Source organism: Kitasatospora sp. NPDC002040 (genome assembly GCF_040296785.1).
GTDB lineage: Bacteria > Actinomycetota > Actinomycetes > Streptomycetales > Streptomycetaceae > Kitasatospora.
In genome coordinates, this window is record NZ_JBEOXV010000006.1 from 96121 (window position 1) to 112383 (window position 16263).

The 16263-nt window shown below is 72.3% G+C and carries 13 protein-coding genes; 8 read left to right on the forward strand and 5 right to left on the reverse strand.

What is annotated here, in order from left to right; translation table 11 throughout:
- The first annotated feature begins 87 nt into the window (after positions 1–87).
- Both ABT118_RS17475 and ABT118_RS17480 read left to right on the forward strand, forming a co-directional pair.
- A complete protein-coding gene (locus ABT118_RS17475) occupies positions 88–1281 on the forward strand; it encodes an agmatine deiminase family protein (RefSeq protein WP_350669409.1) in 1194 nt (397 codons plus the stop codon).
- Complete coding sequence (locus ABT118_RS17480) at positions 1278–2156, forward strand: DUF8686 domain-containing protein (protein ID WP_350669410.1); 879 nt, start codon at positions 1278–1280, stop codon at positions 2154–2156. The genes ABT118_RS17475 and ABT118_RS17480 overlap by 4 nt, the downstream gene beginning before the upstream one ends.
- Before the next feature lie 49 nt (positions 2157–2205).
- Here ABT118_RS17480 and ABT118_RS17485 read toward each other — a convergent pair whose 3' ends face one another.
- Positions 2206–2829 (reverse strand): TetR/AcrR family transcriptional regulator, encoded by a 624-nt coding sequence (locus tag ABT118_RS17485; RefSeq protein ID WP_350669411.1) that lies wholly within the window; start codon positions 2827–2829, stop codon positions 2206–2208.
- Positions 2830–3026: 197 nt separating this feature from the next.
- Between ABT118_RS17485 and ABT118_RS17490 the strand changes: the two genes are divergently transcribed.
- Both ABT118_RS17490 and ABT118_RS17495 read left to right on the forward strand, forming a co-directional pair.
- Positions 3027–4268 (forward strand): agmatine deiminase family protein, encoded by a 1242-nt coding sequence (locus ABT118_RS17490; RefSeq protein ID WP_350669412.1) that lies wholly within the window; start codon positions 3027–3029, stop codon positions 4266–4268.
- A 198-nt stretch (positions 4269–4466) separates the two neighbouring features.
- A complete protein-coding gene (locus ABT118_RS17495) occupies positions 4467–6002 on the forward strand; it encodes an MFS transporter (protein ID WP_350669413.1) in 1536 nt (511 codons plus the stop codon).
- Positions 6003–6096: 94 nt separating this feature from the next.
- Here the strand turns inward: ABT118_RS17495 and ABT118_RS17500 are convergent, their stop codons facing one another.
- Entirely contained in the window at positions 6097–7065 is a 969-nt protein-coding gene (locus ABT118_RS17500) for a hypothetical protein (protein WP_350669666.1), read from the reverse strand.
- A gap of 66 nt (positions 7066–7131) precedes the next feature.
- Between ABT118_RS17500 and ABT118_RS17505 the strand changes: the two genes are divergently transcribed.
- Together ABT118_RS17505 and ABT118_RS17510 are read left to right on the forward strand one after the other, a co-directional pair.
- Entirely contained in the window at positions 7132–7776 is a 645-nt protein-coding gene (locus ABT118_RS17505) for a TetR/AcrR family transcriptional regulator (RefSeq protein WP_350669414.1), read from the forward strand.
- Between the two features lie 182 nt (positions 7777–7958).
- On the forward strand, positions 7959–10478 hold the full coding sequence (locus ABT118_RS17510; RefSeq protein ID WP_350669415.1) for an ATP-binding protein: 2520 nt from the start codon (positions 7959–7961) through the stop codon (positions 10476–10478).
- A 17-nt stretch (positions 10479–10495) separates the two neighbouring features.
- On the opposite strand, the gene ABT118_RS17515 is transcribed toward ABT118_RS17510, so the two are convergent.
- Positions 10496–10990, reverse strand: a complete 495-nt coding sequence (locus tag ABT118_RS17515; protein ID WP_350669416.1) for a MarR family winged helix-turn-helix transcriptional regulator — start codon at positions 10988–10990, stop codon at positions 10496–10498.
- A 95-nt stretch (positions 10991–11085) separates the two neighbouring features.
- On the opposite strand from ABT118_RS17515, the gene ABT118_RS17520 reads away from it, so the two are divergent.
- Positions 11086–11535, forward strand: a complete 450-nt coding sequence (locus ABT118_RS17520; protein WP_350669417.1) for an SgcJ/EcaC family oxidoreductase — start codon at positions 11086–11088, stop codon at positions 11533–11535.
- Positions 11536–11603: 68 nt separating this feature from the next.
- On the opposite strand, the gene ABT118_RS17525 is transcribed toward ABT118_RS17520, so the two are convergent.
- Together ABT118_RS17525 and ABT118_RS17530 are read right to left on the reverse strand one after the other, a co-directional pair.
- Positions 11604–12044 carry a hypothetical protein gene (locus ABT118_RS17525; protein WP_350669418.1) on the reverse strand — a complete coding sequence of 147 codons (441 nt, stop codon included), beginning with the start codon at positions 12042–12044 and terminating at the stop codon, positions 11604–11606.
- A 245-nt stretch (positions 12045–12289) separates the two neighbouring features.
- Entirely contained in the window at positions 12290–12865 is a 576-nt protein-coding gene (locus ABT118_RS17530) for a hypothetical protein (RefSeq protein ID WP_350669419.1), read from the reverse strand.
- Between the two features lie 123 nt (positions 12866–12988).
- On the opposite strand from ABT118_RS17530, the gene ABT118_RS17535 reads away from it, so the two are divergent.
- A complete protein-coding gene (locus ABT118_RS17535) occupies positions 12989–16081 on the forward strand; it encodes an AfsR/SARP family transcriptional regulator (protein WP_350669420.1) in 3093 nt (1030 codons plus the stop codon).
- The last annotated feature ends 182 nt before the right edge of the window (positions 16082–16263 follow it).

The window sequence follows — 16263 nt, forward strand, 5'->3', positions numbered from 1 at the left end:
TTGGCGGAGCACCGGATCACCGGCGCTCCGGGTGCAGGCCTCTACTGTCGGAGATCAGCCGTAGCCCGCACGAAGACGGGAAACCCCATGACAGACCTCTCCCGCCGGACCCTGCTGCGGTCGGGCTCGGCCGTCGCCGCACTGGCGCTGCTCGAAGGCTGCTCCTCCGGCGCCGCCGACGACGCGCCGTCGGCCTCCCCCTCGGCCGCACCGTCGACCGCGCCCTCGGTCACCCCCGCGAGTACGCCTGCGGGCAGTCCGAGCCCGGCGGCCGCCTTCGCGATGCCGGCCGAGTCGACCCCGCACGTCCGGACCTTCATGGCCTGGCCCGCCCTGGAGGAGGTGTGGGGCGACCAACTGCCCGCCGTCCGGCAGGACATCGCGCGGGTGGCGCAGACCATCGCCCGGTTCGAACCGGTGGTGCTGATGGCCCGTCCGGAGCAGAGCGCCCAGGCCAGGCAGCTCTGCGGCGCCACCGTCGAGGTGATCGATCTCGCGGTGGACGACCTGTGGGCCCGGGACACCGGCCCGACCTTCGTCACCGGCCCCGGCGGGATCGCGGGGGTGGACCTCAACTTCAACGGCTGGGGCAACAAGCAGGCCCACGGGAACGACAGCCGGGTGGCGGCGAACCTGCTGGAGCGCTACGGCATCCGCCGGGTCCAGGCACCGATCACCGGCGAGGGCGGCGGCATCGAGGTGGACGGCGAGGGCACCCTGATGGCCACCGAGAGCTCCTGGGTCAACCCGAACCGGAACCCAGGCAAGACCCGGGACCAGATCGAGGCGGCGTTCAAGGAGCTGTTCGGGGTGCAGCAGGTGATCTGGTTCGCCGGTGTCGCGGGCCAGGACATCACCGACTGCCACATCGACGCCCTGGCCCGGTTCGCCGAGCCGGGCGTGGTGGTGATCCACCGTCCGGGCCCGGGCGCACCGGCCGACATCTGGTCCAAGGCCTCCGACCAGGCGCTGGAGGTGCTGAAGACCGCCACCGACGCCAAGGGCCGCAAGCTGCGGGTGGTCGAGCTGACCGAACCCGAGCTGACCGAGGACCGGGGCAAGGACTTCCTCGCCACCTACCTCAACTACTACGTGGTCAACGGCGGGTTGATCATGCCCCGGTTCGGCGACAAGGCCTCCGACGACCGGGCCGCCGGCGTGCTGGCCGAGCTGCACCCCGGACGCACCGTGGCCCCGGTCGAGATCAACGCGATCGCGGCGGGCGGCGGCGGCATCCACTGCTCGACCCAGCAGCAGCCCTCCTCCCCCGGTGCCCCGTGACCACCGAACCGCGCCGACGGGGCCTGCGGCACGTCGTCGTCCTGGTGCTGATGGCCGTGCTGGTCGCGGCCGGCATCGGGCTGTACTTCAACGAGCGCAACAGCCGCCAGCAACCCCGGCACGTGGGCGCGGAGTTCGAAGGTGACGGGGTCGAACTGGAGATCACCGCCCAGGAGATCGACACCGAGGCCCAGCAACTCGTGCTCTACACCGTCCTGGTGCCGCACGGGAGCCTGGCCGAGAGCCCCGATTCGCTGGTCTTCACCCGGGCGGTGGAGGTCACCGCGAGCTCGCTCACCAAGGCCACCCTGCGCAGCACCCCCGGCGAGGCGGTCACCGCGCAGCCGATCACGGTCGGCCTGTACGGCGGCACGCCCTCCGACTACCCCTTCGACCGCTACCGGATCTCGGTCGGCTGGAACGCCACGGTCGGCGGAGTCGGTGGGGCCGGCGGGGCCGAGTTGCCGGTCGCACTGACCTTCACCGACGCCGACCCGTTCTTCACCGTCCGGCCCTCCAGCAACGCGGCCGCCTCCGGCACCACCGTGCTGGAGGCCAAGGTCAGCAGGTCGCGCAGCACCTTCATCCTGGCCTGGTTCATGATCCTGGCGATGTGGGCGCTGGCGCTGTCGGTGCTGGGCGGCGCCGAGGTGCTGTACCGCAAGCGGCAGGGGCTGGTCTGGCCCGCCCTGGGGTGGATGGCGGCCACGCTGTTCGCGCTGGTCGGGCTGCGCAACGCCGCGCCCGGTACGCCGCCGATCGGGTCGCTGATGGACTACGTGGCGTTCTTCTGGGCGGAGGGGATCATCGCGGCCAGCCTGACCTGCACGGTGGCGTTCGGGATCAGGACCGAGCGGCGGGCGGCGCCGACCTGACGGCGGGTCCGTGCGGGGCTTCGGTCAGGGCTTGGGGTCGGACTGTGGCTCAGGGCTTGGCGAGGCCGTGTACGAGGGCCCGCATCACGGCGGCCGCGTCGAGTTCGGCGTCCAGCGCCTGGATCGCGGCCAGTCCGTCGGTCGCCGCCGCCATCGCCTCGCCCAGCGGGCGCGGGTCCAGGCCGTCGCCGCGCTCGTCCGCCAGCACCTGGAACAGCGCCACGAAGCAGGCCCGCCAACGCCGGTACTCCGCCTCCAGTGCGGTCCTGACCCGCTCGTCGGTGACGGCGAACCAGTGCAGCGCCGAGTGCAGCCGGGACAGGTCGCCGGCCTCCGGCTGGGTGAGCAGCCCGACCATGCGCTCGGCCCGTTCGGCGAAGGTGCCGGCCGTGGCGGCGGCCTCCTCCAGCGGGGTGATCCACTCGGCCCTGATGTCCTCGACCACCGCAACGATCAGGTCGGTGCGGTTCTGGAAGTGGTAGTGGCACATCCCGTGCGTGACACCGCTCAGCGCGGCCACGTTGCGGGTGGTGAACGGGACTTCGCCGTCCCCGGCGAGCAGGCTGCGGGCCGCCGCGAGCAGCCGCGCCCTGGTCTGCTCGCCCTTGGCCGAGGCCCGCGGTCTACGGGCCGGGTCGACGGCGGTGCGGAGGTCCTGAGCTCGGTTGGCCACCCGCACACTCTAGCGAGCCGGGGCCCGCCGGGAGTCGATCTTGCCCGTTTGCCGATCGAGCGTCCACCACCCTTTTCCTGCAAGGAAATTGACGGTCCATCAGTTCCGTTCGAGTTATTGACCGAGCGCTTGGTCAGTTATAGCGTCCTCGCCATCGGCAGCGCAGCGGCCGACACCCCCACAGTGAGGACAGCGAGATGAACGAGCACGTGGAACGGCAGGGGCCGACCGGCAGAAGCCACGCCCGTCCGATCGACCGGCGCAGCATCCTGGCCATCGCCGGCGCGACCACGGTCGGCGTGGTCTGGGCGGCCAACAGCGGCACCTCCCAGGTCGCCCACGCCGAGGTCACCGCCGGGTGCAGCCCCAGCCCGACGCCCAGCCCCACCCCCACCGGCGGCACCGGCACGTACTCCGTCCCGGTCGACACCGTCCAGCACACCCGGACCTGGATGGCCTGGCCCGACAGCACCGCGATCTGGGGCAGCGGCGGCGGGCGGGGCACCTCGCTGGCCAACGTCCAGGCCAACATCGCCCTGATCGCCAACACCATCGCCAAGTACGAGCCGGTCACCGTGTGCGCCAACTCCGCCAGCGTCACCAAGGCGAAGTCGATGTGCACCCACCCGAACATCACCGTGATCGGGACCATCCCGGTGGACGACTGCTGGATGCGCGACTCCGGCCCGGTCTTCCGCACCAACGGCGCGGGCGGGCTCGACGCGATCGGCCTGAACTTCAACGGCTGGGGCAAGCGCCAGACCTCCACCAAGGACGGCCAGGTCGCCGCCAAGGTGGCGGCCTACCTCGGCGTCCCGTTCACCGCCGCCGGGATCACCGGCGAGGGCGGCGCGATCGAGACCGACGGCGCGGGCACCCTGATGGCCACCCGCAGCAGCCTGCTGGAGCCCAACCGCAACCCCGGCATGACGGAGGCCCAGGCCACCGCCGCGATGTGCGCCGCGTACGGTGCCAGCAAGGTGATCTGGTTCAACGGCTACGTCGACTCGGGCGACATCACCCGCGACCACGTGGACGCCACCTCGCGCTTCCTGGCCCAGGGCAAGGGGCTGGTCCAGCAGCCGAACGCCAAGGACCCGCACGACGGTTGGTACAACGACGCGATCAACCAGTACAACGTCCTCTCCACCTCGGTGGACGCCAAGGGGACCACCGTGCAGGTCACCAAGCTCGGCGGGCCCGACTACAACGTGATCCGGTCGACCGACCAGAACTTCGTCGGCTCCTACGCCAACTTCTACGTCTGCAACGGCGCGGTGATCTCGGCCCAGTTCGGCGACAGCCGGGCCGACGCCGCCGCCAAGGCGACCCTGGCCGGCCTGTTCCCGGGCCGGGTGATCGAGCAGCTCAACATCGACGCCATCGGTGCGGGCGGCGGCGGCATCCACTGCGTCACCCAGCCGCAGCCGGTGCCGTAGCCCGGACTGCCTTAACCCGGACTGCCGTAACCCGGGCTGTCGTAGCCCGGGCTGCCAGAACCCGGGCGCCGACCCGAACGGCCGACACCCGCGCCCCGGACACCCCTGACACTCGTGTCTGTCCGGGGCGCGGGTTCACCGGTCGCCTACCGTCGTGACAGCGAGTCAGCACTGCTGCACAGCGAGGAGATCGGCCTCATGGCACGCAAATGGTGGACCCTGGTCGCCGTCCTGGTGGCGACGTTCATGCTGCTGCTGGACATCACCGTGGTCAACGTGGCCCTGCCGGCGATCCGGGCGGACCTCGGGGCGAGCTTCACCGATCTGCAGTGGGTCTTCGACGCCTACGCGCTGACGCTGGCCGCCCTGGTGCTGACGGCCGGTTCGCTGGCCGACCGGCTCGGGCGGCGGCGGATGTTCAGCATCGGGCTAGCGATCTTCACCCTCGCCTCGCTGTTCTGCGCACTGGCGCCGAACCCGACCGTCCTCAACCTGGCCCGGGCACTCCAGGGCGTCGGCGGCGCGGCGATGTTCGCGGTGTCGCTGGCCCTGATCGCCCAGGAGTTCACGGCCGGGCGCGAGCGCGGCGCGGCGATGGGCGCGTACGGCGCGACGATCGGCATCGCAGTGGCGGTCGGACCGCTGGTCGGCGGGGCGCTCACCGACGGGCTGGGCTGGGAGTCGATCTTCTACCTCAACCTGCCGATCGGCGTCGCGGCGCTGATCGTCACCCAGCTGAAGCTGCGGGAGAGCCGCGACCCGAACGCCACCCGGGTCGACTGGGGCGGCGTAGCCACCTTCAGCTGCTCGCTGTTCCTGCTGGTGCTGGCCCTGGTCCGGGGCAACGCCGAGGGCTGGGGCAGCGCGCTGATCATCTGGCTGTTCGTGGGCGCGGCCGTGCTGCTGGCGGCGTTCGTGCTGATCGAACTCCGGGTCGCCCAGCCGATGCTGCCGCTGGGGCTGTTCCGGCGGCACGCGTTCACCGGGGTGCAGTTGGCCGCCTTCGCGGTCTCCGGCTCGCTGTTCGCCCTGTTCCTCTACCTGACCCTCTACCTGCAGAACTTCCTCGGCCTCTCCCCCTTCCAGGCCGGGCTGCGCTACCTGCCGATCACCGTGCTGAGCTTCTTCGTCGCACCGATCGCGGGGCTGATGCTGTCCCGGGTGCCTGCCCGGTTGATGCTCGGCGCCGGGCTCGCGGCGGTCGGGGTCGGCCTGCTGCTGATGAGCGGCGTCGACGCGGACTCCGAGTGGACCACCCTGCTGGCCGGGTTCCTGGTCGGCGGCGCGGGCGTCGGCCTGGTCAACCCGGTGATCGCGGACGTGGCCGTGAGCGTCGTCCCCAAGCAGCAGAGCGGCATGGCCGCCGGGATCAACGACACCTTCCGCCAGGTCGGCATCGCCGTGGGCATCGCCGTCTGGGGCGCGATCTTCATCGGCCGGGGCGCCGACAAGGTCAGGGACCTGACCGCGGGCACCCCCGCCGCCACCGGCTCCCACCCGCGCGAACTGGTCGAGGCCGCCTCCTCCGGCAACCTCCCCCAGGCCGTCGCCGCCTTCCCGCCCGAGTCCCGCCAGGCCATCACGGACGCGGCCCGCGAAGGCTTCCTGGCCGGCTTCAACGAGATCCTGGTCCTCGGCGCCGTCCTCAGCTTCGCGGGCGCCGCGCTCGCGCTGTGGCTCGTCCGCGAGAACGAGATCGAGCGCACCGACCAGACCGCCGAACCGGCGGCGTAGCTCGGGGCCGCTCCTGCCCGCCGGTCATCACTCACCTTTCACTGGAGCGGTTCTGACCCAGCGACAGCGTTCCCGGCGCCTGGCCGCCGCGACGTCACTGGGCCGAGCCGGCCGGCGGGTTGCCCAGCTCGCCGATGAGGTGCCGGTAGGTCGTGAAGGCCGGCTTGGGGGTGTGGTCGTCGCGCAGGAGGCCGAAGTGGTGGAAGAGCCCTTCGGCGTTGCTGTCGGCGTCCCGCAGGGCGAAGAGCGAGTAGCCGTCGATGTTCAGCTCGGCGGCGAGGGCCGCGACGGTCCGGATGACGGTGCCGAGGGCGGTGGCCTGCTGCTGCTCGGTGCGACCGGGGCCGGTGGGCCAGCCGTTCTCGCAGATGCGGATCGGGACGGTGTCCGGGATGCCGGCCTGCGGCAGGTCGGTGCGGCGGAACGCCGTCAGGACCGCGGTGACGGCAGCTGCCAGCTGGTCGGCCGCGATGGGCCGGAACACGTCCGGGAAGAAGTCCAGGCCGACGTAGTCCAGGTCCGCTCGGAAGCGCGCGTCGGCCAGGGCCCCGAGGTCGGACCAGAAGGTGTCGGACGGGTCGAAGGTCGGCACGGCGTTGAAGCCGACCTCCACCCGGCGGCCGAGGGATCGGGCCTCCTGCTTGGCGGCGACCACGCCTTGGACGAGCGCGTTCAGGACGTTGGGGATGCTGCCGTCGACCGGAGGAAGGTCGAGGTTGGGCTCCTCGCAGATCTGGACCGACGCCAGCCCGGGGCCGCCGGTCCGGACCGCCCGGCGGACGAACTCCGGCCAGCCGTCCAGCGCACCCGACGGCTCGCGGAACTGCAGCACGAGGTCCAGGGTGCGGCCGCGCTGGAGGTAGGCGTGCGGATCGGCGGGTGTGGGCTGAGGCGGTGTCACGGTGGCGGCGAACGACCGGTAGGCGCGTACGGACAACGTGGCCGCGTCGCCCTGGAGCTGGTCGAGGGCGTCGATGATCCGATCCGGTGCGTCCGGCCGGACCGGATGGATGATGCCCTGGTCGTCGCCCAGGATGCCGCCGGGATAGATGCCGAAGGTCATGGTCACGCCGTCGCCCCCAAATTCTTGGTGTCACCCCAAATTTGTGGTGACACTATCATGCGCGGTATGGGCCTTCGAGAGATCAAGAAGCAGCAGACCCGTACGGCGATCGCCGACGCGGCCCTGCCGCTCTTCCTGGAGCACGGCTTCGACCAGGTCACGGTCGCCGAGGTGGCACGGCACGCGGGCGTGTCCACCAACACCGTGTTCAACTACTTCCCCGCCAAGGAAGACCTGTTCTTCGACCGCCAGGCCGAGGTCGAGGACCATCTCGCCGCACTGGTACGCGTCCGCCCCCCGGGCAGCTGCCCCGTCGAGGCCGTCCGCGACGACCTGCTCTCCACCCTGCGGCAGGACCACCCCGCGCTCGGACTCCAGCCCGGAGCACCCGCGTTCTGGCGGGTCATCCAGGACAGCCCGGCCCTGTCCGACCGCGAACGCGAGATCGGCGAACACATCGAGGCCGCCCTGGCGACCGCCCTGACCGAGCACCCGCCGAACGCCGCACGCCCGGCAGGGGTCGCCGCTGCCGCCGCGTTGCCCCCGCTCCTCGCGGGCGCCATCGCCGGGACGCACCGCGCCGCCCTGCGCGAACTCCGACGACGCATCATGTCCGGCGAACCGCCCGCACCCGCCCGCGACGCCGTCGCCTCGGCCGCCCTCCAGGCATTCGACCTGCTCTGCTCCGGACTTCACGCGGCCGGCGGGTGAACGGGCTGAGCACCAGGGGCGCCGCCACCGAGCAGGCCCGCTGAGGTGATCACGTGGACGCGGTGAGCGGCGGCCTCCGTACAGCTCCAGCGCGACCACCCAGGAGACTTGCCGGATTTCCCCCGTCCCGGTCGGCCCGCACCCTAGGGTGTCGGCATCGGTCACAGGCTGGGGGCGGCACCGTGGGACCCGGAGTTTCGAACCGCATCGACGGCGGTGTCTTCTTCAGCACGGTCATCCAGAGCGGCACGGTAAACCTCACCCTGCCGCCGGAGATCACCCCGGCCCTGTCCGGTCTGCCCGCACCCACCCCTTCGTTCTCCGGGCGGGAGGACGAACTCGACCGGCTGCTACGGGACTTGGATCCGACTGCGGACCGGCCGCGCCAGGTCCCCGTGACGGCGGTGGAAGGGCTCGGCGGGGTCGGGAAGACCGCGCTCGTCGTCCAGGCGGCGTCCCGTGCCCTCGCCCGACCGGGCTGGTTCCCCGGCGGAGTGCTGTTCGTCGACCTGTTCGGCTACGACCCCGCGCTCCGGGTCGGACCCGAACTCGCCCTGGACGGATTCCTCCGGGCGCTGGGCCTGCCCTCCGCAGCCGTCCCGGCCGGGCTCCAGGACCGGGTCCGGCTGTACCGGAGCGTCCTGGCCGCCTTCGCCGAGCAGGACCGGCGGATCCTGGTCGTCATCGACAACGCCTCCGACGCCGGACAGGCCAGGCCGCTGCTGCCGACCGACGGCCGTACCGCTGCCCTGGTCACCTCACGCGACGCGCTGGACCTCGACACCCGCCGCCAGGAGCTGCGACCGCTGGACCGGGCAGGCTCGGTGGCGCTGCTCGACCGGGCGATCCGCGCCGCGCGCGCCGCCGATGCCGCCGACGACACCCGGGTGGCCGACGCCCCCGACGAGGCCGACGCCGTCGCGGAGCTCTGCGCCGGCCTGCCCCTGGCCCTGCGGATCGTGGCCGCGCTGCTCGCCGACTTCCCGGCCCGCCCGCTCTCCTCCGTCCGCGAGGCCCTGCAGTCCGCCGACGACCGCCTGGACGTGCTGGGCCGCCGGGACCGGGCCGTCCGCGCGGCGTTCGACCTCTCGTACCACCGCCTCGACCCCGAACACGCCCGGGCCTTCCGGCTGTTGGCGGTGAATCCCGGCCCCGACCTGTCCACCGGGGCCGCCGCGGACCTGCTCGACCGGCGCGGCCTGAGCACGGAACTGCTGCTCCAGGACCTCGCCCGGGCCCACCTGGTCGAGGCCGGCCACCAGTGGGGACGCTGGCGCATGCACGACCTGGTGCGGCTGTACGCCCACGAGCGCGGGCGGGCAGATGGCGAGGCCGACCTCGGGGCCGAGGAGCGGGAGGATGCCCAGGACCGGCTCCACGAGCACTACCTGACCGGTGCTCAGGCTGCCGACGCACACTTCGAGGTGCCGCTCGGCCCCACCGGCGACCGGTTCCCGAGCCGCGCGGACGCCCTGGCCTGGCTCGGTGCCGAGCACCGCAACCTGGTGGCCACCGTCCTCGCCGCCACCACGGACAGCCCGGGGACAGCGGTCACTCTCACGCTCCTGCTCAGCCGATTCCTGTACCAGCGGCGGGACTTCGCCGACCAGCTGGCCATCGCCGAGGCCGCGCACCCGATGGCCGTCGGACTCCGCGTCCCCACCGCTGCCGCCCGCATCCTCAACATGCGGGGCATGGCCCTGCGCGGACTGGGACGGTACGAGGAAGCTGCCGACGCCCACCGCCGGGCGACCGCCGAGCACCACGCTCTCGGCAACGACCGGCTCGAGGCCGGGACGTTGAGCAATCTCGGCGTCGCGCTGGCGCTGCTGGGACGTTCCGACGAAGCCGTCGACGCCCACCGCAAGGCCATCGTCCTGCTCCGGACCGTGGGAAACCTGCGCGACGAAGCCGTGGTGCGCGACAACCTCGGGACCGCCCTCCAACACCTGAACCGCGCCGAGGAGGCCGTCGCCGAACACCGCCGCGCCGCCGAGATCCACCGAGGGCTCTCCAACCCGCCCGGCGAGGCGGATTCGCTGAACAACCTCGGCGTCGCACTGACCCTGCTGGAGCGTGACGCCGAAGCCGTCGAGGTCCTGCAGCGGGCCGTCGCCGCCGGCCGGGACCGCGAGGACTCCCACGCCAAGGCCCGGGCTCTGTGCAACCTCGGCAGCGCCCTGAACACTGTCGGCCGCTTCGACGACGCCGCCGAAGCGTTCCGACTGGCCGTGGACGTGCTCGCCGTGATCGGCGACCACGGCGAGGAAGGCGCGGCGCTGCTCGACCAGGGCGGCGCACTGCTCTGCGCGGACCGCTCCGGCGAGGCCGTCGAAGTCTTCACCCGCAGCGCAGCCGCCTTCCGGGAGTCGGACGACCCCCGGGAGAGCCACGCGGTCAACGGGCTGGCCACCGCCCTGCGCGAAGGCGGGCTGCTGGAGCGGGCCCTTTCGGTCCGCCGGCAGGCCCTGGCGCTCTCCCGTTCCCGGGCGGACCGCCTGGTGGAGGCCGCCGTCCACCTGGACCTCGCCCTCGACCTCCGACAGGCGGCCCGGTACGAGGAGGCGTTGGCGGCACACGAGCTGGCCATCTCCGGCTTCTGGCACGCCGACGATCCCCACAGCTCGTACCTCGCGACGGTGGCACGGGACGAGAGCATCCGGCTGCACCACGAGTTCCAGGTGCGGCGCGGCGTTCGCTGACCGCAGCCGGCCTGGCCTCAACCCTGGCTCTCCGGGCGGGACTTGGCGCGCCGGGGCGCCACCTGGGTGCGGATCTCCTCGGTGGCCGCGCGGAAGGCGGGCGCGGCCCGGGCGAAGTAGTCGAAGAGCAGCGCCTGTTGCTCGGGCGAGTAGCTGCCGATCACCGCGGCGACATGCCTGCGGGCCGGGCCGACCACGTCCTCGACCCGGTCCAGCGCGTCCGGCACCGCCTCCACCATGACGCGGCGCCGGTCCGCCGGATCGGCCACCCGCCGGGCGTAGCCGGCCCGTTCGAGCCGGTCGATGAGCCGGGTCGTCGCGCCTGTGGTCAGCCCGGTGCGCGCGGACAGCTCACCGGAGGTCATGCTCCCCGCCAGGCCGATGAGGCTGAGGGCGTACCACTCCGAGGTGTGCAGCCCCGCCGCCTCCGCACTGGCCAGGCCCTGGAGGCCGACCGCGTCCAGGTACTGCCGGAAGACCGTGTGCGCGTCCGCGCCGTTGCCTGTTGCCATTCCCCGGGGCTCCTTCTATCTTAATATCTGCACGCATGCAGATACTGCACATGAGCAGCATCTGTCTCAGTCTAACCATCGGGGAGTGGTCCGTCATGCAGTCAACCAGCGAAACCGCCGCCGTCCAGGCCGTGCTGAACCGGCTCGTCGACGCCTGGGCGCGGCACGACGCCGAGGCGTACGGCGACCTCTTCACCGAGGACGCCACCTACATCACCTACATCGGCACCCGCTACCAGGGCCGGCCCGACATCGTGGCCTGCCACCGCACCCTCTTCGGCGGCCTCGCCAAGGGCACCCGGCTGGCCGACGCCACGCTCGACATCCGCTTCCCCGCCCCCGGCCTGGCCGTGGTGAACGGGCGCGGGGACACCTACAAGGGCAAGCGCCCCCAGAAGCTCAGCAAGATCCAGACGTACACCCTGGTCCGCGGCGACGACGGGCAGTGGCTGATCGCCGCCTTCCAGAACACCAAGCGCAAGCCCCTGCTGGAAGCCCTGTCCTACCGCCTCGCCCCGGGCCTGGTCCCGGCCGCCGGCCGCTGACCCCGCCGCCTGCGCCCGCCCTGCCGCCGGTCATCGAGATCGGCCGGAAGCCGACCGGGCGGTAGTGCTCAGTGGCCCAGCCGGTGTCGGACGTAGTTCGGGTGGGCCGCGCCGACCTCGATGCTGTTCTCGTCGAGGCCGTTGACGATCCGCAGGCAGCCACTGGCGAAGGTGAACTCCACCGCCACAGTTCCTGCCGCCAGGTCACGGTCGGCCGGTTGCCATTCGAGAAGCGTGACCTCACGCAGTACGTCGCCGAGGCACAGTTCGAGGCGTTCGTCGCTGTGGGACCACCGGGGCGTGAACTCGGACGACTCCCACCCGGTGATGGCCGCCGTGGTGTCGATGGCGTCCCAGCCGATCGAGAGTTCGTCGAGCTTCCAGTGGCAGAGCTCCACCTGGATGCCGTCGAAGTCCAGCACCACCGGGCAGTCGGCGAACCAGTCCCCGTCCTCGGCGAACCGCACCAGCGCGAACCCCGTCAGCCGCCTACCGGTGAGCTCCGCCAAGCGTGATCCGTGCACCTGCCGAATCGCGTCGACCCCGATCAGGAAGGACGGCTCAAAACCAGAGATCCCCATGTTCACAGCACCTGAGTCTCCCGGCCTTTGACCCAACCGGCCAGCACATATCGACCAGGCGGATCTCCGGGCATCAGCGGCATGCGGCGCCGGGTCGGATTGTGGGCGGCCCGAGATTCTCTTCCTGCTTCTCCGGCGGGGCCGCTACGGGGTCGGTTCGGGGGCTGACGGGGTCACTGCTTGCCGGTGACCCGTTGGGCGATGGCGACGAGGTGTTGCAATCCGGTCCGGTAGTGGGCTTCGAAGCGGGTGCGGTCTTCCTCACTGTCCGCCTCACTCTCTTCGACGCACATCTCGGCCATGCCCTGGAAGTCGTCGAGGGCTCCGTTCCAGTGGTCGGCCAGCTCGGAGTCCGGGACGGGGGTCGTGGTCCGCATGCGCTTCACGGTGTCGCGCAGGGCCGCGCAGGCGTCCCAGATCTGGCCGTTGCTCGTCCCGAGCGAGTCCCCGACGGCCTTGACCGTCTTGTTGAGTTCGAGGATCGACTGTCTCCCGCCGTCGTCGTGCCACCAGCGCTGGACAGCCCTGCTGGGCGGGGACTGCGTGGTGGAGGACGGGCCCGACGAGAGAGGCGAGCCGGTGCATGCGGTCAGTACGGCGACCGCGAGCGCTGCACAGGCCAGAGCCGACAGGGCTCGCCCACTACGGGCTGGATGTCGCATGTCTTCCCTTCCGGATTCGGTGGTTCGGGAAGTATGCGCCGCCGCCCTTGCAACGGCCTTGCAGTCTGCAAGCGGAATGTGTGGCACCCAAATGCTCCTTCGTGGTGCGGACCCCTGGGAACCATCCGGTATCAGCAAGCAAGAGAGCCTTGATCCCTGACGGACCGTCGGCGATCATCACCTGACTTTCACAGATATCCAGGGGGGGATATGGCGATCAGACTGCTCGGGCAGGTCGGTCTCATGGTGAACGGCGGCTTCGTGTCCGTCGGTGGCTCGCGGCCGAGCTGCGTTCTCGCCGTGCTGGCGCTGAGCAACGGCCAGCCCGTCTCGGTCGACGCCGCGGTCGACCGGGTGTGGGGGGACGATGCGCCGCCGGCGGCCCGAGGCACCCTGTATGCGTACGTGTCGCGGCTCCGCCGGCTGCTGGCGGGTCAGGACGGCGTGTCCCTGCGGCGCGTGGGCCCGGGGTACGTGCTGGAGGCGGCGGCGGAACTGGTGGACGTCCACCACATGCGGGAGCTGACAGCCCGCGCGCGGCAGGCGCCCCCGGACGCGGCGCTGGGCCTGTGGCGGGAGGCGTCGGCACTGTGGCCGACCGGGCAACCGCTCGGCGGGGTCACCGGACAGTGGGGTGAGGCGGTCCGGGAGGCGCTGAGCCGGGAGCGGGTCGACCTGCTGGTTCAGCTCTACACCGCCGAACTGGCTGCGGGCCGGCATGCCGAGGTGGCCGGCGACCTGTCGCAGCTGATGGTGGAGTATCCCCTGGCCGAGCCGCTGGCGGCCCAGTTGGTGACCGCGCTGCACCGCTGCGGGCGGACGGCGGAGGCACTGGAGGCGTTCGAACAGACCCGGTCAAGGCTCAGATCAGAGCTCGGCAGCCATCCCGGCGCGGTGCTGCAGGCCGCCCACCGCCTCGTGCTCACCGCGCCCGCGGCGAAGCCGCAGGGGGCCGTGCTGCCGCGGCAGCTCCCGGCCCGGGTGGAGCTGTTCGTCGGTCGGCGGCAGGAGCTGGCCGCACTCGACGCCTGGGCCGCCGGAAACGGATCGGGCCCACTGATCGTCTCGGGCATGGCGGGGGCGGGAAAGAGCTCCCTGGCCACCGCGTGGGCAGCCCGATCCGAGTGGCCGGACGGCCAGTTGTACGTCGATCTGCAGGGTTGGGGACCCGGCAGGCCGCTCCGGCCGCTGGAGGCGCTCGGCCAACTGCTGGGCGCGCTCGGGGTGCCGCCGGCGCGGATCCCGGCCGTCGAGCAGGAAGCCGCCGGCCTGTTCCGCTCGCTCGTCGCCGGGAAGCGGCTGCTGCTCGTCCTGGACAACGCCCGCGAGGCGGAGCAGGTCAGACCCGCACTGCCCAGTGACGGTGGGACCCGGGTGGTGGTGACCTCACGCGAGCGGCTGCCCGGGCTGATCGCCCGCGAGGGAGCGTGCGAACTCCTGCTCCAGCCGCTGACCGAGCCCGAGGCCGCGGAGCTGGTGGCGTGCCTGGTCGGCCAGGACCGGGCAGCGGCGGAACCCGAGGCGGCCGCCGCCCTGGCCCAGGTGTGCGGACGGCTTCCCCTGGCGATCCGGATCGCCACCATCGCCGTCCCCCGCCACCACGGCACCACCCCGATCGCCCGGACCGTGGCCCGCCTGGCCGGCGACTCGGCGCTGACCCGCCTCACCGTCCGGGGCGACGCCCAGGCCAGCCTGCGCACCGTCTTCTCCTACTCCTACCTGGCCCATTCCGCCGACGTGCGCGCCACGTTCCGCGCGCTCGGCCTGCTGCCGGTCCGCGAGTTCACCACCGAACTCGTCGCGGCCCTGACCCAGAACCAGGTTCCCGACGCGCAGGAGCACCTGTGGGACCTCGCCGACAGCCACCTCGTGATCGAGGCGGCCGACGGCCGGTACACGCTGCACGACCTCCTGCGCACCTACGCACGCGACCTCACGGAGGACCAGGACACCCTGACCGCGCGCGCCGCCGCGCTGTGGCGCGCCCACGACTGGTACCTGCACCGCGCCGACGCCGCCGCCCGGCTGCTGTTCCCGCAGTTCGTCCGGCTCCCCGTGGACCCGCACCCGGCCCGCTTCAACACCCCGGACCAGGCCCGCACCTGGCTGGTCACCGAGGAGGAGAACCTGACCGCGATCGCGACGCAGGCGGCCGACCATGGACTGCCCCGGACGGCCTGGCAACTCGGCGACACCCTGCGGCCGTACTTCGCCGCGCAGCGCGCCCTGGTGCGCTGGCTCACCGTCGCCGAGGCAGCGCAGGCGGCCGCGGCGAGCGCCGGCGACGACTGGGCCCGCACCTCCGCCGCCGCCGGGCTGGGCTTCCTCCACCACTGCCGGGGCGACTACCGACGCGCCATCGCCTACGGGCGCCGGACCATCCGGCACGGCGAACGGGCCGGCTGGGCCGAGGCCGTCGCCTCCGCCACCGACAAGGTCGGCATCGCCTGCTCCATCCAGGGCTGGACCGCCCACGCCATCACCCACATGGAACGGGCCCTGGCGATCAACACCTCCCTCGGCCGCACCACCGGCCGGGCGATCGGACTCAACAACCTCGGCGCCGACCTGCTGCGCACCGGTGAACTCGACGACGCCGAAGCCCGGTTGGCCGAGGCACTGGCCCTCAGCCGCGCCGCCGGGACGACCCGCACGGAGGCCGCGACACTGATCAACCTCGGCGCCGTGCACCACCGCCGCGGCCGGTTCGAGCAGGCACGCACCTGCCTCCGCGACGCAATCGACCTGGACACCCGGGTCGGCCACCGCGACGGCGAGACCGCCGCACTGACCAACCTCGCCTGGGTCGAACTCGACGACACCCACCCCGAACAGGCGCTGCGGCACGCCCGAACCGCCGCTGCGATGGCCCGCCGCAGCGCGGACCCCTACGCACAGTCCCGAGCGCTGCTGGTCCTCGGCGCCACCCGGCTGCGCCTGGGTGGCCTGCTGGTCGCCCAGGCCGTCTTCGGGAAGGCGCTTGCCCTGGCCGAGGAGAGCCATGTCCGCCACCCGCTCGTCGCCGCCCTGATCGGCCTGGCGGAGACCGACCGACGCCGGAACCGGGCAGCGCCCGCCCGCGAGCGCGCAGCCCACGCCCTGCAGCTGGCACGCGAATCCGGCTACCGGCCGTTGGAGGGCTTCGCCCTGCAGGTACTGGCCGCACAGCACCTGGCCGACGGTGAGGTCCAGCCGGCCGGCGCCCTGGCGGCCGAAGCACTCACCCTGCACCGCGCCACCGCCCACCCCTTCCACATCGCCCGTGCCGAGGCTCTGCTGCGGAAAATCAGGAGCACGGCCTAGAAGGCCCGGAGCCACGGTCGACCCCGGGCCAACCCGGCCTTCGGGTGCGGCGGCCAACCGCATCCGAAGGCCGGGTTCCGTGCGCAGTGATCAACTGGCCAGGACCTTGCCGGCCCAGAGGCTGCCACTGGCGACGCACTTGTAGTCCCTGACGTTCGACGCCGCCATGAAGTAGGAACGGC